The 19,720-nt window shown below is 39.4% G+C and carries 12 protein-coding genes; 1 reads left to right on the top strand and 11 read right to left on the bottom strand.

From position 1 onward, the window contains the following. Window positions 1-45: 45 nt before the first annotated feature. From H9N25_RS06040 to H9N25_RS24390, 10 genes are all read right to left on the bottom strand, one after another. On the bottom strand, window positions 46-1,494 hold the full coding sequence (locus H9N25_RS06040; RefSeq protein WP_190328282.1) for an APC family permease: 1,449 nt from the start codon (window positions 1,492-1,494) through the stop codon (window positions 46-48). A 42-nt stretch (window positions 1,495-1,536) separates the two neighbouring features. Then, window positions 1,537-3,315, bottom strand: a complete 1,779-nt coding sequence (locus H9N25_RS06035; RefSeq protein WP_190328281.1) for a DUF885 family protein — start codon at window positions 3,313-3,315, stop codon at window positions 1,537-1,539. Window positions 3,316-3,401: 86 nt separating this feature from the next. Beyond that, the gene (locus H9N25_RS06030) at window positions 3,402-4,304 is read right to left on the bottom strand and encodes an AraC family transcriptional regulator (RefSeq protein ID WP_167293855.1); all 903 of its coding nucleotides are present in this window, start codon (window positions 4,302-4,304) and stop codon (window positions 3,402-3,404) included. Window positions 4,305-4,593: 289 nt separating this feature from the next. Beyond that, the gene (locus H9N25_RS06025) at window positions 4,594-5,835 is read right to left on the bottom strand and encodes an NAD(P)/FAD-dependent oxidoreductase (RefSeq protein ID WP_190328280.1); all 1,242 of its coding nucleotides are present in this window, start codon (window positions 5,833-5,835) and stop codon (window positions 4,594-4,596) included. Window positions 5,836-5,875: 40 nt separating this feature from the next. Next, window positions 5,876-6,877, bottom strand: coding sequence for a 4-hydroxyproline epimerase (locus tag H9N25_RS06020; protein WP_190328279.1), 1,002 nt, complete (start codon window positions 6,875-6,877; stop codon window positions 5,876-5,878). Further along, a complete protein-coding gene (locus tag H9N25_RS06015) occupies window positions 6,870-8,456 on the bottom strand; it encodes an aldehyde dehydrogenase (NADP(+)) (protein ID WP_190328278.1) in 1,587 nt (528 codons plus the stop codon). Before H9N25_RS06015 ends, H9N25_RS06020 begins: the two co-directional genes overlap by 8 nt. A gap of 14 nt (window positions 8,457-8,470) precedes the next feature. Further along, a complete protein-coding gene (locus H9N25_RS06010; RefSeq protein WP_190328277.1) occupies window positions 8,471-9,388 on the bottom strand; it encodes a dihydrodipicolinate synthase family protein in 918 nt (305 codons plus the stop codon). Between the two features lie 337 nt (window positions 9,389-9,725). Then, window positions 9,726-11,402, bottom strand: coding sequence for a M1 family metallopeptidase (locus H9N25_RS06005; RefSeq protein WP_190328276.1), 1,677 nt, complete (start codon window positions 11,400-11,402; stop codon window positions 9,726-9,728). Between the two features lie 607 nt (window positions 11,403-12,009). Continuing rightward, window positions 12,010-13,110, bottom strand: coding sequence for a M24B family metallopeptidase (locus H9N25_RS06000; protein ID WP_223833615.1), 1,101 nt, complete (start codon window positions 13,108-13,110; stop codon window positions 12,010-12,012). Then, window positions 13,107-13,406 (bottom strand): aminopeptidase P N-terminal domain-containing protein, encoded by a 300-nt coding sequence (locus H9N25_RS24390; RefSeq protein WP_223833614.1) that lies wholly within the window; start codon window positions 13,404-13,406, stop codon window positions 13,107-13,109. Before H9N25_RS24390 ends, H9N25_RS06000 begins: the two co-directional genes overlap by 4 nt. Before the next feature lie 248 nt (window positions 13,407-13,654). On the opposite strand from H9N25_RS24390, the gene H9N25_RS05995 reads away from it, so the two are divergent. After that, window positions 13,655-16,021 carry a glycoside hydrolase family 127 protein gene (locus tag H9N25_RS05995; RefSeq protein ID WP_190328275.1) on the top strand — a complete coding sequence of 789 codons (2,367 nt, stop codon included), beginning with the start codon at window positions 13,655-13,657 and terminating at the stop codon, window positions 16,019-16,021. Window positions 16,022-16,600: 579 nt separating this feature from the next. Here the strand turns inward: H9N25_RS05995 and H9N25_RS05990 are convergent. Continuing rightward, window positions 16,601-19,366 (bottom strand): DUF5695 domain-containing protein, encoded by a 2,766-nt coding sequence (locus H9N25_RS05990; protein WP_190328274.1) that lies wholly within the window; start codon window positions 19,364-19,366, stop codon window positions 16,601-16,603. Between the last annotated feature and the right edge of the window lie 354 nt (window positions 19,367-19,720).

Here is a 19,720-nt window from a genome sequence, read left to right as displayed (position 1 = left end):
AGCTTTGCAGACTTCCTCTAGATTTTGATGAATAACATCAATATTTTAACCGTTCGCATCAGCTGCACCTTTTGCCTTCAAATCATAACGGGCTATACTTCCTTTAATCAGGTAATAAACCGGGATGCCAATTAAAGTGATGATTAATCCTGGCCATGTAAATTTAGGTTTAAATATGATCAAGAGGATGCAGAAAGCCAGTCCCATTACAATGTAAATAATGGGTAATACCGGATAACCAAAGGCTTTATAAGGTCTTTCGGCATCCGGCCGTTTTTTACGAAGGATAAAAATTCCGAAAATGGTGAGCATGTAAAACATTACCACTACAAAAGAGATCATATCTAACAGATCGCCATATTTTCCACTAATACACCATAAACACGCAAAAATGCACTGTATCCACAATCCAACCCCAGGAACTGCATTTTTGTTGAGTGTACCTACTTTCTTAAAGAAAAGCCCATCTTTGGCCATTGAGTAATATACCCTGGCACCAGCCATAATTAAACCGTTATTACAACCGAAAGTTGAAACCATAATCATTAATGCGATAATGATGGTGCCTGCTGTACCGAAAATATGGTTCGCAGCAGAAACCGCTACCCGGTCTTTATCGGCATAGGCAATATCGTGTAATGAAAGTACACCTGTGTACATCACATTGGTTAGAATATAGAGTACTGTTACGATAATGGTTCCTAAGGCTAAACTCAAACCAATATTGCGTGCTGGGTTTTTAATTTCGCCTGCAATAAAGGTAACATTGTGCCAGGAATCGCTACTGAATATCGAACCTACCATCGCGGCAGCAATAGCTCCGAAGGCAGCAAAAGTGGTATAAGAGCCAATATTTCCATCGGCAGATAGTGGTCCTAAAGTCCACATATTTCCCCAATTGGTTTTCCAGATACCTTTATCTAAAAAGAAAAGTCCAAAAGCAATGAGGCCAAACAAACTTAACAATTTGGCCACCGTAAAGGTAGTTTGGATCACTTTACCACCATTTACCCCTCTATTGTTAATATAGGTAAGCAATATAATTACCCCAATGGCCAATAGTTGCGCTGGTGAGATCGTAAAAAAACCCAGATCGAAGGCAACTAAATCTTCACTTAGTGCAGGCACAAGGTACGCGGTAAACTTAGCAAATGCCACACCTACTGCGGCAATAGTTGCAGTTTGAATTACCGTAAAAAAACTCCAGCCATATAAAAAACTAATCAGCGGGTTGTATGCTTCCTTTAAATAAATATACTGTCCGCCAGCTTTAGGGAACATCGCACTTAATTCGCCATAACTCAATGCAGCAGTAAGTGTCATGAAGCCTGTAATTAGCCAAACCACTAGGAGCCAGCCAGCGCTGCCTACATTTCGGGTAATATCGGCACTTACAATAAAAATACCCGAGCCGATCATACTTCCGGCTACAAGCATTGTTGCATCCATTAGTTTAAGTGAGGGCTTAAATTGTGTGGTTTCTTTTTCAATCATATGTTCTGTTGCTTGGTGGTTCTAATGGTTTAGTTGGTTTATTTATTTAAGCTGGTCGTAAAAATGCCACGAGGTGGTGAAATCGCGTGTTAAGGGCTGATTGGTTAAAGTAGCCCTGATCATTTCTACAGGAATTAAGTTTTCTTTAATTACGGCATCATGAAAAGCTTTAAAGCTCATTTTACCACTATCAACCAGTTCTTTTTTCAGTGCAAAAAGCTGAAGACCACCGGTAAGATAAGCAACCTGGTATAAAGGACTATAATCGCCTTTGAAAGATCTACGCACTTCGCCCTCGGCATTGGCACGTTCGTGTCCTACACGATCGACCAAGAAATCGACACACTGCTGAGGTGTCCATTTACCCAGGTGAAAGTTCAGCGAAAAAAGAATCCTGGCGCAACGGTGCATCCGCCAGAAAAGCATCCCCATTTTTTCTTCAGGAGTTTTGGCAAAACCTTTATCGTAGAGTAAAAGCTCCCAATATAATGGCCAGCCTTCTACGCTAAAGGGCGTTTTAAAAGAATCGCGATAGCTTTTATAACGGTTATTGATAAAATACTGATAATGATGGCCTGGTAAGAGTTCGTGCTGCACCGTTCCTCTTGAAAAATAAGGGTTATTACCGCGCATACTCATTAACTTATCATCTTCCTCCATCGAATTTGTTGGGTAGGAAATACTAATTTCGCGGCCACCGGTAAAAAATGGATTTACCAACTGGCGTTCGGCCGACATCATTACCATACCCCAGGTTTCTTCTGCAAGCGGTGGAATATTGATCAGATCGTTGGCTTTTATAAAATTTAAAGCGTCATCCTGTAGTTTTACAATCAACTCTGGCTGTTTACCTAAAGGCACATAACTATTCTTGATTTTTTCCTGGGCCTTTTTCCAGTCATTTCCGAAACCCATTGCTGCTGATGCTTTTAAAAGTTCTTCATCGCAAAACTTAAATTCTTTTTCGGCAAGCTTAATCAGTTCTTCTGGTGTGTACGGAATAAGCTCTACATTCAATTGCCTGATCAGCTCTTTCCTCCCAATGGGATTCCCCTTAATTTCCGGTTTATTTGATTTTATAGAAAGAACGGTATCTTCTTTATCGTTAAAAAGTTTAGCATAATTGGTTAAAGCGAGGTCTAACCTTTCATAAGGTTTAGGTACCCACCAGGTAAAACCAGGCTCATAATCCATATAGAATTGGTAAAAACCCTTTAAACGGTGTTTTAAACTTAAGGTTATGGCCGTTGCCATTTTAAGCTGGTCGGGTTTTAATATTCCTTTCTTAAAATTTAGATTAAGAATATCAACCTGCTTGGCAATTTCATCTATCTGGGCAGCCAATAAAGCCCCTTCTTTATAGGTACCCCTTCTTCTTAGTCTTTCGAGGGTATAAATTGCATCAGCAAAGGTAAAATACTTCGATAGGGCATTATAATCTGTTTCTTCTTTACCTAAGAGCCATATCGAAGATTCTATCTGCTTCTTAAGGAGGATATAATCTACCTTACCATAAATACTAAAGCCTTCAAACTTGGCAGATTTTAACTTGCTTAAGTAATCGTTATTAATATCCTGCAGTCGTTTTCTTTGCTCCGGACTTTTAAAAGTAGTCATCGGAAAAGAATAAGTGCCTCCTGCCGAATAAGGATAGTAAAAATCATTAATGGCATCAACATCCCTTTGGTAACCTACAATCAGCGTACCCATTTCGCTAGTCTGTTCGTACAGGCTTTCATTTGGTGTTTGAGCCAATACAAAAGTGCCTGATAACAGGCTTACCATTAACAAAATGGCAAAAAAGTTTAATTTGGTTTGCATTTGGAATTGGTTAAAACAGGCAAATAACATCTGCCCCCATTTGAAAAAATGGTTAACTTATTTAATATAAAAAAAAAGTTTCTAGCTTAAGCGCCTATATAGCTCACCCTGCTTACACTATTATAGGTATCGATATATGCCCTTGGCGATTGACCAATAATACTTTTAAATACCCTGTTAAAGTTGGTAATACTATTGAAACCAGCTTTATAGGCCACCCCTGAAATACAATCGGCTTTTTCTCCTGATATAAGACTTTTACAGGCATCGTTAATTCTCACTTCATTTAAAAATGATACGAAAGTATGTCCGGTATGTTTCTTAAAATACCTGCAGAAAGCCTGTGGAGTCATAAACGCAGCATTGGCTACGTCTTCTAACGAAATTTGATTATTGTAGTTTTCGGTAATGAAGTTAATGATCTTACTTAACCGCATACCTTCGTTTTCGGTTACGTTAGAAGAATACATATCCGAACATAAGGATTCTACATTCTCATTTAAATCCTGAAGACTGTTAACCAATTTCAGAAAGTTAAACAATACATCAACTCCCGATGCCTGGTGAACATTGAAAATTTTGGTTACTATATTCTTAGTAAAAGCAGCAGGAATTTTGAACCCATGTTTGTTTTTAGCTAAAAAAGCGCTGGCCATCTTCATTTCGGGAAGATTAAACAAAGCAGCTAAAATACCGTTCGGATTAAAATAAATAGAACATGCTTTAATGGTTTTGTTACTATCAGCCGAGAAATATTCGGGGTTGCTTTTAAATAGATGCGGAAGTTTTGCCCCGATTACAAAAATATCGCCTGACCGGAAAGCATGCATATCATTCCCCGCAATTAACGTCCCCTCTCCTTTTTCTATGTAAGTAACCTGCCATTCATCATGGCGGTGTAGATATTGGTAAAAATAAGGCAATTCAATATGTTCCGATATCACACTTTTATCATCAGGAACAAGCATGGTAAATGGTAATACTTTCATGGTTAAGTTAGTTTGGTTTGGTTACTGATTATGAATTGAATGTATGAATATTAACTCAAATAAACCAATAAAACTTAAATAAGGTTAAAATCCTGCTATAATTTGATAATATACGACGGATTTTAGCAAGAATTCGGTAGTTCCTACATCACTATATATTTAGTTAAACCACTGTATAACAACATCTAAATCGATTAATTGAATTTGTATTAAGCCAAATATGGAGGTTTTAGGTTAAACAGCCCGATAAGTTGGTCTGGATTTATAATCCGGACCAATGTATTGTGTATTATCGAACCACTGCAAAAGGCTCTATTTTTAGATCAGTAGTCATGCCCGAAACAATCTGGCTAACCAACAATCCTGTTGCCGGGCCTAAACTTAAACCCATCATACCATGGCCTGTAGCGATGATTAGATTTTCTCTTTTTTTGCTTCTGCCTATATACGGCAAACCATCAGGTGATGAAGGACGGAAACCATACCAGATATCTTTTTCTGAAGGAAGTGCAGGTTTTAAATCTGGAAAATACGCTGGCACCGATTCTACGATCCCTTTAACCCTTTGCATATTAATACGGGTGTTAATTTTATCCAACTCCATTGTACCGCCATATCTAATCTGGCCGTTCATTGGTGTTATGGCCACTCTGGCTTCGCATAACAATGCAGGAATAGTTAAACGCTGCTGAGGTTCTGGTTCCATAAAAGAATAACCTTTACCTGGCATTAAAGATATTTTAACATCGGCCATTTTAGCCACCACAGGCGACCATGAACCAGTTGCCAAAACATATTGATCGGCTTCCCAGGCGGTATTACCCGTAAAAACCTTCGTAATACGATTGCCAGCCACTTCAATTTTATCGACCGCTCTGCCACGTTCTATCTTTACACCATTGTTTAGTAAATACTTAAGCAAAGCATTCATCAATTTTGTTGGATAAAGGTGTGCATCACAACGATAATGTACCGCTCCTAAAACATCTAACTTTAAATCTGGCTGTAGCGCACGGCATTCGTCAGCAGTTAACACAGCCATATCTAAGCCTAACTCAATTGCCCTTGCAGCTAAATGTGCCTCTTCTTCTCCTGCTTTTTCTGTTTTGTAAAATGCCAGAATACCATTATTGGTTAATTCAAATTCGAAATCTGGCTCCTTTGCCAGGCTTTCATATAGTTTTTTGCTCAGTAACGATAAATCACGTAATGGTGCTGCCGATTGATTTACATGTTTTGCCGTGGCATGTTTCATAAATTTCAAGCCCCAGTTAATGAGGTTTCCATTTAAAGACGGACGAACATAGAAAGGGCTTTTGCTATCAAACATCCAACGGATACCTTGTTTTATCATACCCGGTGCAGCCAAGGGTACAAAATGGCTTGGTACAATCATCCCCGCATTACCAAATGAGCAGTTGTCGGTAATATCTCCTTTATCCAAAACTGTTACTTCGTAGCCTTTTTTCTGCAAATAATATGCTGAAGTTAAACCTACTATTCCACCACCTATAATTAATACTTTCGACATTCTTTTAATTTATACTGCTGATATTCTTTTTAAAAACTCACTAAATCACCTGAAATCCGAATGCATACGGATCATCTTCGGCATCTATTTTAATGGTATTATAGCCATAAATTTTTGCCCAACCTTCTACACTTGGTATAATGGCTTTAATTCCATTCAGGTCTACAACTTCTTCTACTCTTCCAATAAACTTGCTGCCAATAAAACTTTCGTGGATAAAGTCTTCTCCCTGTTTTAGTTTTCCTTTTGCAAACCACTGTGCCAAACGTGCTGAGGTACCTGTTCCACATGGCGACCTATCAATGGCTTTATCGCCGTAAAAAACCGCGTTCCTAGCGGTTGATGTGGGATCGATTGTTTTTCCGGTCCACAATACGTGGCTACAGCCATTTATCGTCGGATCTAACGGATGTACAAAAGTGTATTGTTCGTTAATGCGTTTTCTAATGGTCTGGCTCCAGGTAATCAGTTGCGAAGCGGTATAGTTTTCCAGCCCCGGAAAATTTTCCTGTGGGTCTACAATGGCATAAAAGTTACCACCATAAGCTACATCAAAAGTAAGCGTACCTAAATCCGGGCATTCTACTTCTAAATTTTCTGCAGCCAGGTAAGAAGCTACGTTTTTCAACTTAACCGATTTAACCTTTTTACCTTTCTGCTTATATTCAATTAAGACTAATCCGGCTGGGGCCTCCATTCTAATCACACCTGGTACTTTGGGCTGGATCAATCCTTCCTCTATAGCGATGGTGATAGTACCTATAGTACCATGGCCACACATTGGGAGGCAGCCACTGGTTTCGATAAAAAGCACCGCTACATCATTAGCGGGATCATGAGGCGGATAAAGAATACTGCCCGACATCATATCATGCCCGCGTGGCTCGAACATTAAACCTGTTCTAATCCAATCGAATTCCTTCAAAAAATGCTGACGTTTTTCACTCATATTCGAGCCAATAAGCTGGGGGCCGCCGCCCGCAACTAACCTAACCGGATTTCCGCAAGTATGTGCATCTACACAAAAAAAAGTTTTACTCATGAGATTTCGTTAATTTTTGATTTACTGTTCTGAAAATACCCAAAGGATTTCCATCTTTCAATTCATCTGGCAACAATTCCTGCTCCCAATCCTGATAAGCCAATGGTCTTACAAAACGATTGATTGCAGTAGAGCCAACAGAAGTAAAACGGCTATCGTTAGTAGCAGGAAATGGCCCGCCATGTTGCATAGCTGCACAAACCTCTACGCCCGTAGGCACACCGTTTAAAATAATCCTTCCGGTTTTATCAGTCAACTTATTTACCAAAGCCTGGTAATGCTGAAGTTCCTGTTTTTCGCTCATTAAGGTTACAGTAAGTTGCCCTTCCAACACATCAACGGCCTTTTCGAGTTCAGCAATATCCTGAGCAACAACCAACAACGAGTACGGACCGAAAATTTCTTCACGAAGTTTTGGATTTTTAATAAAATCTGCTGCACTTACCTGAGCAATTTTTGCTTCCGATTGGTTTTGTAGCTCAGTATTTTTTACTGTTGACGCCGATAAAAGTGCAACCCCATTTTCATTTACTACCTCAGCAGAAAGTTTACCATAATTATTGGCAATGCCTTCGGTAAGCATGGTTGCTGAAGGAACAGCTGCAATTGCCCCACTTAAAAAGGTCTTAAAATTTTCTAGTGCCGGCGATTGAACCGCTAATAATAAACCCGGGTTGGTACAAAACTGACCGGCACCCAAAGTAATTGATGCAGCATATTTTTTAGCCAGTTCTTCTGACTGATTTTCTATCGCTTTTGGAAGAAAGATTACCGGATTAATGCTTCCCATTTCGGCAAAAACCGGGATAGGTTGCTCACGCTGTTGTGCAAGGTTAATTAAGGCCATCCCGCCTTTAAACGAACCTGTAAAAGTTACAGCTTTAGTTAACGGATGCTGAACCAAGCCAGCTCCAATAGTATAACCATCATCATACAACAAAGAGAACACACCTTTAGGCATTCCCGTTTTTTCGGCGGCTTTAACAATAGCTCCCCCTACCAAAGCACTGGTTCCGTAATGTGCAGGATGTGCTTTAACAACCACCGGGCAACCAGAAGCTAATGCTGATGCGGTATCGCCACCGGCTACTGAAAAGGCAAGCGGAAAATTACTGGCACCGAAAACGACTACTGGACCGATTGGGATCAGCATTCGCCTAATATCTGGCCGTGGTAAAGGCTGTCTTTCAGGTAATGCCGTATCAATAATCGCATCAACCCAAGATCCTTCTGCAACCAAATTGGCAAATAACCTTAACTGACCAGTAGTTCTGCCCAATTCGCCCTGTAAACGAGCTAAAGGTAAACCACTTTCTGCCGAAGCCCTGTTTACCAGTTCCTCGCCAAGATTAGCGATTTCATCGGCAATGGCGTTTAAAAAAGCCGCTTTAAGATCTTTGTTCAGATTTCTATAGCTTTGAAAAGCTGATGTTGCCGATATTAAAGCTTCATTAACAAGGTTCTCGTTCGCTTTAAAAAATTCGCCGTCAAGCGTTAATCCCGTTGCGGGATTAACAGCTTTAAGGCTTCTTTCACTAACTTCTACATAAGTGTTTGCTACAATATTTTTCCCGTTCATATTTGGTTTTTAAACTATTTCCCCCAGCTCCCTGCAGGTAATACCGGGCGAACAGCTAATGCATCATTAATAATTTTCAACACTTTATCTCTTTCTGCGCCACTTATTGGTAAGCGAGGTGCACGAACAGCTTCAGTTCCTAATCCGGTTGCTACCTCTGCCAGTTTAATGTACTGTACCAATTTTGCATGAATATCCAACTCAAGTACAGGTAAAAACCAACGGTAGATGGTTAGTGCCTCAGCAATGCGGTTTTCTTTAATCAATCTGAAAATGGCAACGGTTTCTCTTGGAAAAGCATCAACCAAACCCGCAACCCATCCATGTGCACCCATCACAATACTTTCCATTGCTAATGGATCTACTCCGGTAAAGATTTTGAAACGGTCGCCAAAACGGTTAATCAACCGGGTTACATTTGATACATCCCTGGTTGATTCTTTAATTGCCTGGATATTGTCGTATTTGGTCAATACCTCAAACATATCTAAAGTTACTTCGATTTTATAATCAACAGGGTTGTTATAAATCATAATTGGCAGGCTGGTACTTTCTGCAATGGCACCAAAAAAAGCCAAAGTTTCGTCTGGAGCAGCATTATAACGCATTGGCGGCAACAACATTAAACCTTGTGCACCAAGCGATTCGGCTTTTTGAGCTACTTCAATTGCTTTTTTTGTAGTTGACTCTGCAATGTTCAACAAAACCGGTACACGGCCATTTACCAAGTTTAAAGTGTGTGATAACAGACCAAACTTTTCTTCATCGCTTAGCACGCTGGCTTCGCCAAGCGATCCACCTAAAATTATCCCTTCAGCACCTGCTTCTAATTGTGCTTCAATATTTAAATCGAAAGCCGGAAAATCTAACTCATCATTTGCTGTAAATTTTGTAGTTACAGCAGGGAAAACCCCAGTCCATTTGATACTCATTGTAATGTTATGTTTTTAATAATTATGATTCAAAAAATTAATCCGGGCCTTTAATCCAAAACCGGGTGTAATTGGCAAGCATCATTTAATCAAATTATCGGCGATAAAGTCATATAAACGATATTCAAAGTTAGATGATTGCTAAGCAGTAATATTATTGGATTTTAACCGATATTGGCCATAAATATGCCATTTGAATCAGACATAATTGATTAAGAAAAGCCAGGAGTATTTGTAAAGGAAATGAGATATAACAAAAAAAGGCATCCTTCCGAAAAAGAATACCTTAATAAAATCAGCCGGATAAATAACTTCTCCTGCGCTGTCTATTTTACTATTATTTCGTATTTTTCACCTGTAGGTAGTACATAAATTCGATATCCGATGTTGTAAAAAGAGCATCCTGCCCTTTGCCCAACGCAACCTGCTGCCAGTTTAAGGAAGGAATAATCTTAAGCGTTTTAATGCCTACTTTTTTAAGGGTTAAAGGCAGATTGAAACCTTTAACACAATTGCTATAACGATAAAAAGCCTTACCATCTTTTAGGTAATATTCAAATATTGGAACCTGCACCGTACGCAAATATTGATCAAAAACCTTTGAAAAATTGTACCCTGCTTTTTTAGAAATGTAGTTTTCGATCTGAGCTGTGCTTACCGTTTTATGGTAAAAGGTTTGGTTAAGCCCGCGCAATATCGACCTAAAAAGTACGTCGTTATTTAAGCTATGCCTGATGGCGTGTAACATATTCCCTCCTTTCGGATACATATCGCCACTGCCCTGGGCATTTACACCATAAGGCGGAATAATAGGGCTATCATTTTTGATGCCTTTTCTAATTCCAAAATTATACTCGTTACCCGCTTTATTGCCAAAAATATAATCTACAAAAAGTGTTTCGCTATAATTGGTAAATCCTTCGTGCACCCACATATCGGCCAAATCGTTAGTGGTTATGTTATTACCAAACCATTCGTGCCCGCTTTCGTGAATAATGATAAAATCCCACTTTAAACCCCAACCATTGCCAGACATGTCTCTACCTCTATAGCCAAACTTATAACCATTGCCATAAGACACTGCCGATTGATGCTCCATTCCGGTATGCGAAGCATCTATCAACTGGTATCCATCTTCGTAAAAAGGATAAGGACCGAACCAATATTCCATGCTTTTCATCATTTTATGCACCTGATCGGGCATGTAAGTCTTCGCCTTCGGATAATTATAATCGAGTACCCAATAATTCACATCTAATGCACCTTTCTCGCCTGCATATTTCTCCTTAAAATTAACGTACTTGCCTATGTAAGGGATAATGCAATAATTACTGATCGGATTTTTAACATTGTACTGGTAGGTTGTGGTGCCATCATGGTTATCTTTTTTAAATACCATGCGGCCATTACCCACCGCTACCAATGTATCAGGAACTGTCATCGTTAAGGAAGCGCCCAGGTCAGGTTCGTCGCTTTGATGATCTTTATTTGGATACCAGACCGAAGCGCCCAAGCCCTGGCAGGCCACCGTCATCCAAGGACGTGAAAGCGAATCGGTAGTAAAGATAAAACCGCCATCCCAAGGTGCTCTTTTGGCCTGATGTACCTTTCCATGGTAAAAAATATGAACGTTATTCAGTGCCGATATTTTTTGCGCCGGGACATGCACATACCAAACACTGCCAACATGTTCAAATTTTAACTTGTTACCTCCGTTATATACAACACTATCAATAATTAATGGTTCCTGCAAATCGATCTGCATACGGGTATTACCATTATTACTCCGCATTACCTTGTATACGATTTTATTTGAGCCTGTAATACTCTTATCATTATAATCGGGCTTAACCGAAAGTTCGTAACGCTGTACATCCCACCAGGTCCGTTCGGCATTTAAGCTTCCCCTTAAAGTATCGGCCAAAGTGTAAACCTTTTTGGGGCTTTGTGCAAAAAGTATTGTACTAAATAATATTAAATTAATTATTAAGGTTATAGGTATTAATTTTCTCATCTTTTGATAATTATCATATTGAAATAGTGTATTATTGATTTGAAAAGCAGCTGCTGTTTTTCATCGGTTACGGCAGTCCTGCTATCCCTCCTGCTCCGATGAAAAATCGGGAGCATCCGTTCTATCAGGTTTATTTAACCCTAGTTCTGTGCTTCTACCGAGGTTTCTAGCCCTGACAGCAGCGGGCACTCCGATCCTTCATCGGGATAAAGCGGATGGCAGGAACATTCTTTAAAAAAATCGAATGAACCTGCGCTCCAAAAAAATATCGGTTATTTTAAAAGATCTATGCTCTCTTTAATGGCTCTTTACTATTTGTGATGTCGTTATTTTAGCAAAATATTAATTTGAAAAGCAAATGCAGCTTTTCATAGGTTACAGCAGTCCTGCTATCCCTCCTGCTCCGATGAAAAATCGGGAGCATCCGTTCTATCAGGTTTATTGAACCCTGGTTCTGTGCTTCTGCCGAGGTCTCTAGCCCTGACAGCAGCGGGCATTCCGATCCTTCATCGGAATAAAGCGGATGGCAGGAACATTCTTTAAAAAAAATCGAATGAACCTGCGCTCCAAAACAAAAAGCAACAGCTATTTCAAATAACCAACGTTACTAATAAGCTTCGCTCCTAATGGATTCAATTTCATCTGTAGTTAAAGCTAAATGCTTCCCTAACATCCGGCTGCCGGTTTCGGTAACCAAAAAATCGTCTTCTACCCTGATGCCGCTAAAGTTTCTGAACTGCTCCAGTTTATCGTAGTTAATAAATTCGGCAAACTGGTTAGCGGCTTTCCAACGGTCTATTAGTTCAGGGATGATATAAACACCTGGCTCTACCGTTAACACATATCCTGCTTCGAGCGCTTTGCCCAGCCTTAACGATTTCAACCCGAACTGCGTAGTATTTTTAATCAGCTCATCGGTATAACCTACATATTGTTCGCCCAAATCTTCCATATCGTGCACATCCAGCCCCATCATATGCCCTGTTCCACATTGAAAGAACATGGCATGCGCACCAGCCTGCACAGCATCGTCTATATTACCTTTCATCAGGCCAATATCCTTTAAACCTTGTGCCAGCATTTTACACGAAGCCAAATGCACATCTAAATACCTTACACCCGGTGCCAGCAGGTTTTTGCCATGCGTATAAGCATTCAATACAATATCATAAACATCTTTTTGCTCGGCACTAAATTTCTTGCCTACAGGAAAAGTGCGCGTAAGATCGCCAGCATAGCCTAAAGCGGTTTCTACACCAGAGTCGTTTAAAACCAGCTGCCCGTCTTTAAGCTGATTACCATGGTAATGGTTATGCAAAATTTCGCCACGAACAGTCAGAATAACCGGATAGGCCAGATTACCGCCAGAAGCCAACGCAGCTCCTTGAATTTTAGCTGCAAGTTCGCGTTCATACATACCAGGTTTTGCCTGTTGCATTACCATTAAATGAATATCGGCCGATATTGATGCTGCACGATCCAGTTCTTCAATCTCTTCGACAGATTTAATTGATCGTTGTGCTACAACAGCTTTAATAAAGCTAAGCGATGCTTTTTCTTTAAGCAGATGGATAGGCAAATTAAGCCAATTGGCCAGTTTAATTTTATTCTCTGAGCGGTAGGGAGGTAAGAAATGAACCTGGCGCTTTTTGTCCAGGTATTGCTTAAGATAAGCATCCAGTTGCGCTAAAGGCAGAACTTTGGTCAAACCAACATCCAAACTTTTTTCTTCAAGAGTTTTCTGCCTCCCATCCATACGATATCATCAATTCCCATTTCATCGCCGAAAAGTATTACCTGATCTTCATCCAAGTCAATAATAGCGCCCAATGATGGCTCACTGATCCCAAAATAATATAAAAAGGTGCTATCCTGCCTAAAATGGTAGGCATTGTCTTTATAATTCATCGGGCTCTCTTCATTACCCAAAAAGAGTAATATTCCCGAATCTATCTTTGATTTTAATGCTGCTCTTCTCTGGATGTAAACTTTCTTTTCGAACATATTTTTAATTGTTAGGCAAATATCCTCAAAGCTAATTTTATTCAATAACAATTAAATGTAATGGCTAAAATATGAGGAGTATCTGCAAATTATAAGCTATGGATATGGCATAAAAATCACAATAAATTTCATCTTAACGAAAAAGAAAGGTAAAATCTGCACAATAACGGCAAATTATAGGGCCTTTATCTTGTTGGCAATTGCATAATTTTAAGCAGTAAAAACATTACAAAAACAACCTAACAATTATGAATTATCACCTTGGCAAAAGCCTGTTCAGCTGTGCGCTCTTTTTCGCGCTTAGTGCTAATGCTCAAAACTATGTCCCTCATTTTAACGATAGCCGCGTAAAGGTTAAAAACACTACGCCAATTAAAGCCTATGCCTTCGATCTTTCGCAGGTAAGCCTCTTGGAAAGCACTTTTAAAAAGGCTATGAAAGCCGATGAAGCTTACCTATCGGTTATTGATGCTGACCGTTTACTTTCAGGCTTTAGAAAGAACGCAGGTTTAACACCAAAGGCTAAAATTTATGGCGGATGGGAAGGAGATGGTTTGGCCGGGCATTCGCTGGGGCATTACCTTTCGGCAATATCTATGCAATATGCTTCGAGCAGAAATCCTGCATTTCTAAAAAAAGCAAATTATATTGTAGATGAACTGGCTGAGTGCCAGAAAGCCAGAAAAAACGGCTATTTAGGTGCCTTCACCAATGAAGACAAAATTTGGGGTGAACTGGCAAAAGGCAATGTTAAAACCGGGGGATTCGACCTGAATGGCGGCTGGGCACCATGGTACACTGTACATAAAATTATGGCAGGTTTACTAGATGCCTATCTGTACACCAACAATAAAAAAGCTTTGAGCTCATGCGTGGCATTGGCCGATTGGACAGGCACTACCATTGGCGGCTTAAATGACGAACTTTTACAAAAAATGTTGTTCTGTGAATATGGTGGTATGGCAGAGACTTTAGTTAATCTCTATTCTATTACCGGAGAAAAAAAATACCTCGATTTATCTTACAAATTCTACGACAAGCGTATACTTGATCCATTGGCACAGCAAACAGATATTCTTCCGGGAAAACATTCTAATACACAGATCCCTAAAATTATTGCCAGTGCCAGGCGCTACGAAATTACAGGCGACCAAAGAGATAAAACCATTGCCGATTTCTTTTGGAAAACCATTGTTTACCACCACTCTTATGTAACTGGCGGAAACAGTAATTACGAATACCTGAGTGAGCCGGATAAATTGAATGATAAGCTCACAGAAAACACCACCGAAACCTGCAATACTTACAACATGCTCAAACTTACCGGGCACCTGTTTGCAGAAAATCCATCGGCCGAACTATTCGATTATTATGAAAAAGCGCTGTATAATCATATACTGGCTTCGCAGAACCACGACGATGGCATGACCTGTTATTTTGTACCGCTACGCATGGGCGGAAAAAAAGAATACAGCGATAAATTTAACACTTTTACCTGTTGCGTAGGTACCGGCATGGAAAATCATGTTAAATACAATGAAAGCATTTATTCGAGAGGAAGTGATGGGAGTTTATATGTGAATCTTTTTATTCCGTCGGTTTTAGATTGGAAAGAAAAAGGAATAAAAATTATGCAGCAAACAGCTTTACCGCAAGGCGACCAAACGAGTTTAACCATTAGTGTAGCCAAAACTTCAAGATTTTCTATACGAGTGAGAAAACCAAAGTGGTCTACCGAAACCACAATCGCGGTGAATGGGCAACTACAAAAAATTACTCCGGATGAAACCGGCTATTACGTAATTACCCGTAGCTGGAAAAACAATGATAAAATCACTTATGTAACTCCAGAAAAACTTTATACAGAGGCCATGCCGGATAATGCTGACCGTAGGGCTGTTTTTTATGGTCCGGTGCTATTGGCTGGTATTTTAGGCGTAACAGAACCCGATCCTATTAAAGGTGTTCCTGTGTTTGTAAGTGCCAACAACGACCCTAAAGATTGGCTAGGTGTAGTAAATAAACAAGAACTTCAATTTAAAACCAAGAATATTGCTCAGCCTCAAGATGTTACACTTATTCCATTTTATCAAACCAAAAACCAGTATTATAGTGTTTACTGGGATGTATTTACCCCAGAAAAATGGACGGTACAACAAAAAATATACGATGAGCAGAAACGTAAACAGAAAGAATTAGAAGATAAAACTACTGATGTGTTCAGGTTTGGCGAAATGCAGCCAGAGCGCGACCATAACTTTACCGCAGCCAAAGAATACATGGGCGAAGACCATGGCAGTAAATGGCGTATTGCAGGAGAAAATGGCTTCTTACAATTTGAGGTAAAAGTAGATCCAGCTTTGCAGAACACCATAATTGCTTCTTATTGGGGCATGGATAACCGCGGTCGGAATTTTGATGTGCTGGTTGATGGTGTAAACATTGCTACCGAAGATCTGAACAGATATAAAGAAAGCCGTTTTTATGATATCTCTTATAAAATCCCTGTCGAATTAACTAAAGGCAAAAATAAAGTAACCATAAAACTATTCCCTAAAGCAAAAAACAGCGCAGGTCCCATTTATAAGTTAAGGGTGATTAAGGAAAGTTTATAAATAATTTTTAGCCACGGAAACACAGAGATAGATATAGTCCGCGTTTGTAACGCGGATTATTAAAATCGACATTTGTAATGTGGCAATAACAGTTGCTATACGGGCGATGAAATTCTCATTCATCCTCGTTTGCAACGAAGACGATTGGAAAAACTTTTTCGAAAGATGACAATCTGCAAAAAATATCGTTGTTGTAAGAAGACCTCTTCAGGCGATGAAGCAGCAACGATATTTCCAAAGAAATCTATCATTCTTAGGTGTAGTGAAGAACCTTCCTCAAATTAAATGGATAATATTACTATAATATATCATAATAATATCTTAAACAATAAATTAAAGTATTTTATTTAAAGTAAAAATACAGCTATTATTAAGCTCATTTTGATCATATTAATTCTTATTGATAAGTTTAAAAAACAACATCTAAAATCTTAATCAAATCAATTACAGATAATTAAAATAAAATAATTTAATAAAGTATATCAATAAGCACCATATACTACTGAATATCAGAATAAAATTATCACAAAAAAGCCCCGTATTTTTATTTCACGGGGCCCAGACAGAGATGAATTGATACTATCTTTGAAGAATGACTTCAGTGGTATGTGCTTTTGCCAGAGGAAACTCGTATCCTCCCCTCTTCTTAAAACCATTACCTTTTATTGAATAAACACCAATCCCATTAACCTTTGCCGGCTGCGACAACCTCAACAGGGCATTAGGTGAATATTCATTTGCTTTACTTAGTGTTAAACGAATTTCTCCATTTATGGTATTGTAATTTACTTCGTCAATGGTTCCGGCATCAAGACTAATCCAAAGGCCCACAGGAGCGATGTAAACTGCAGATTTTGCCGCTGTTGTTAATTTAACATTGATGATATTACCCATTTTATTCACATTTCCGCCGAAAGCTAACCAACCAAATTCAGGATGCTGTAAAATGTAAGATGAAGTATTAACTGCATAGCCAAAAAAACCAGATCCATAATCGCCGGTAATACCATCATTTTTTAAGGTTGATGGATAAGCATGAAATGCTGCAGGTGCAAAACCTTCTTGCGTGATATTGGAAATTGCGCCCAATAACCCACCGTAGCCGGCACGTAAAAGATAAAAATCGTTGGGATTTTTACGGTAATCCATTAATACTGGAATGGCATTGAGCGCAGAACCATAATGATGGATCATCCGTTCTATACGCGAAAGTTTACCTCCGTAAAGAAAATCCCAGTACCGACGGGCATTACCGTTATAGGCCCAATGCGGCAGCACAGGCATGTAGGCCAATATAGCATCAAGCGTTACATCTGCCTTATCCTGGTAGCCAAAATAGCTAGACCATACATAAACTTCTTCTTGACCTGTAGAGTCCCAAGGCATTTCACTACCAAAGGGATATTGTAAAGAACGCCAGTGGTTGGCCCGCTTTTTCATTTCATTTTCTAACCTGGTTGCTTCTGCTGTTAATCCCTCCTGTTTAAGGTCGTTTAAAATGAGATAGAAGACCGTACCTTCCATCTGCCCGAACTGTGCATAATAAGGAGCGATATTAACCATCGCCATGCCTGTTTCTGCTGCATCGATAAGGTGTTGTTTCCAGCTTTGCTCGGCTACGAGACCAGTATAATTACGTGCCAACCGATACATTACCCAATGGGCCGCTGCAACATGTGGATAGTTATAAGATCTGCCCAGGTTATCGGCTTCTTTTTTTGGCCATGCAGACCATGTTTTAAAATTGATATTTTCGGCATAAGTATCTTTAGGAAGTGAATCGGGTGCGTAATAAAACAAACTCTTTTTTACGCCATATTTCTGAGGGCCGTTTTTAAGTTGTATCCGCCCGAACATTACGCTATCTACAAACTGCTTTAGCTTGTCGACTTCTTCTTTTTTCGGCTGTACCAATTGTTTCATTATTGCCCCCAACCACGAGCCTGCACCGCCTTCATCGCTCAAACCCGAAATCCAGGCCCTGTTATCCTGTGTTACCTGCTGTTGTTTTTCATTGTCGTAGGTAATAACAGAAGGGTTTCTTTTAAAAATAGGATCAGCCTGGTTAAACCATTGTTTGGTTGTTAAAAAATTGCCATAACTCGCAATCACATCACTTTCGGCTTCAATTACTTTATAATTTATACTTTGCTCCAAACCATCTTCATAGGTAATAGACAATCTTGCCCTTCCCCAGGTATTCCCCTTTACAGAATAACTTTTCCAACCATTTTTGGTTGAACCTAAAGCACTTACTTTTAGCGCATTTTCAGGTTGGATCTGAATAGTTTTGATCTTTTTAGCGTAGTTAATAAACAATTTCCCTTCCGCATCTTTAGGCAGTACATAACCTGGAACAGATATGGCTACTGGTTTCTTGTTTTCGATCAGTTTGTTTTCAATGTCTTTTGCTGCTCCTGAAAGGATAAACTGGAGGGCGTAACTCCGGCTTTCGCCAGGCTTTAAAATAGTCGAAGTTGGTATATTCCATTGTTCAGCATTTTTCCATTCGTTTTCGGCATAGGCTTTACTGTACACCATCCATTCGTAAAAACCTTCAAAAGCAATCCCCCTAGGTGTCCGGTCATCATTAAGTGGGTTATAAGCCTCAAATGGTGTATGCCCCAATGGTGCAACAAGCAAAGAAGGTGCATGGCCACTTAACCGGGTAACTTGCAAATAGCCAGCATCTTTTCCGATGTAGGGATCATAAAATACATTTTTGGCATGCGTTTGCTCTAATGTTCGGCCTTCTAAAATATTATCGAAAATCATCGGGATGCCAAGCGCACCAATTTCTACGTTTTTATCAGTCTTGTTTTTCAGCTCGAAGCGCAGTACCAGTTTTCCGTTCAACATTTCCCAGATCCGTTTAACCTGCAATGGAATATCGGCCGGAAGTGTTGCAGCAAGATCGGCAGCAGCAAGTACATTTTTACCTATAGAAATGTTTTTCACAGGGCTCCGTTTTGCCGCAGTGCTGTAGCCTTTCCAGGTTTCATCGCCAATATAACGTAATCTTAAATTGATATCACCCAAATGATATAAACCATCAGAACTACGCACCTTTAAACTATCGCTGGGTACAAAATCGAAATCCTTAACCATTTTAGGCTGAAGACCCGCCACAGTTTGTGACGATTTAACAAGCTTTAGATTAAATGCCCCAGCATTGTAGATTGAAAAACCATTTTCCAAACCTAAAGTGGACGGCTTTTTACCTAAAGCAATCCACGGCGATTGGGCCTGAATTACCTCAATATTTAGAAAAGATAAAATACAGCAAAATATTGCTTTAAAAGTTATTATAGATAAAGCGCGCTTCTTTTGTGATTTAACAATCATGATGATAAATGAGATTTAGGAATGTAGTTAAAATCAAAAATAAAATTTAAAAAGTAAAGCGGGTATCTAAGTTGAAAATAGCGCAAAATCGGTAAAGAATTGGTGCATTTACGGGAAGTTTACAGTGAGATATGATGATCAGTTCTGTGATCTCCCAGATTACGCAAAGCAGGCATATTAATACCACATGAGGAGAAACCTAGCCCATTGGTACTACATTGGCTGCATAAGCGTTATTAACCATAAGATCATTTAAGCTCTTATGTTATAAAAAATAGCGATAAGGGTATTCGACAAGTTCAGACTGATAACCATTATATTGAGGCCCCTACCGCTAGCGGATGCATGAAGATT

The sequence above is a fragment of the Pedobacter riviphilus genome (genome assembly GCF_014692875.1).
GTDB lineage: Bacteria > Bacteroidota > Bacteroidia > Sphingobacteriales > Sphingobacteriaceae > Pedobacter > Pedobacter riviphilus.
The sequence above is the reverse complement of the archived record's forward strand: the minus strand, read 5'-3'. Positions and strand labels throughout refer to the sequence as shown.

Bases quoted from the DNA above. Each gene is read 5' to 3' on its own strand.
- H9N25_RS06040 (WP_190328282.1), bottom strand. From the start codon at position 1,494: ATGATTGAAAAAGAAACCACACAATTTAAGCCCTCACTTAAACTAATG.
- H9N25_RS06010 (WP_190328277.1), bottom strand. From the start codon at position 9,388: ATGAGTATCAAATGGACTGGGGTTTTCCCTGCTGTAACTACAAAATTT.
- H9N25_RS06025 (WP_190328280.1), bottom strand. From the start codon at position 5,835: ATGTCGAAAGTATTAATTATAGGTGGTGGAATAGTAGGTTTAACTTCA.
- H9N25_RS06015 (WP_190328278.1), bottom strand. From the start codon at position 8,456: ATGAACGGGAAAAATATTGTAGCAAACACTTATGTAGAAGTTAGTGAA.
- H9N25_RS06020 (WP_190328279.1), bottom strand. From the start codon at position 6,877: ATGAGTAAAACTTTTTTTTGTGTAGATGCACATACTTGCGGAAATCCG.
- H9N25_RS06005 (WP_190328276.1), bottom strand. From the start codon at position 11,402: ATGAGAAAATTAATACCTATAACCTTAATAATTAATTTAATATTATTT.
- H9N25_RS06035 (WP_190328281.1), bottom strand. From the start codon at position 3,315: ATGCAAACCAAATTAAACTTTTTTGCCATTTTGTTAATGGTAAGCCTG.
- H9N25_RS05995 (WP_190328275.1), top strand. From the start codon at position 13,655: ATGAATTATCACCTTGGCAAAAGCCTGTTCAGCTGTGCGCTCTTTTTC.
- H9N25_RS05990 (WP_190328274.1), bottom strand. From the start codon at position 19,366: ATGATTGTTAAATCACAAAAGAAGCGCGCTTTATCTATAATAACTTTT.
- H9N25_RS06030 (WP_167293855.1), bottom strand. From the start codon at position 4,304: ATGAAAGTATTACCATTTACCATGCTTGTTCCTGATGATAAAAGTGTG.
- H9N25_RS24390 (WP_223833614.1), bottom strand. From the start codon at position 13,406: ATGTTCGAAAAGAAAGTTTACATCCAGAGAAGAGCAGCATTAAAATCA.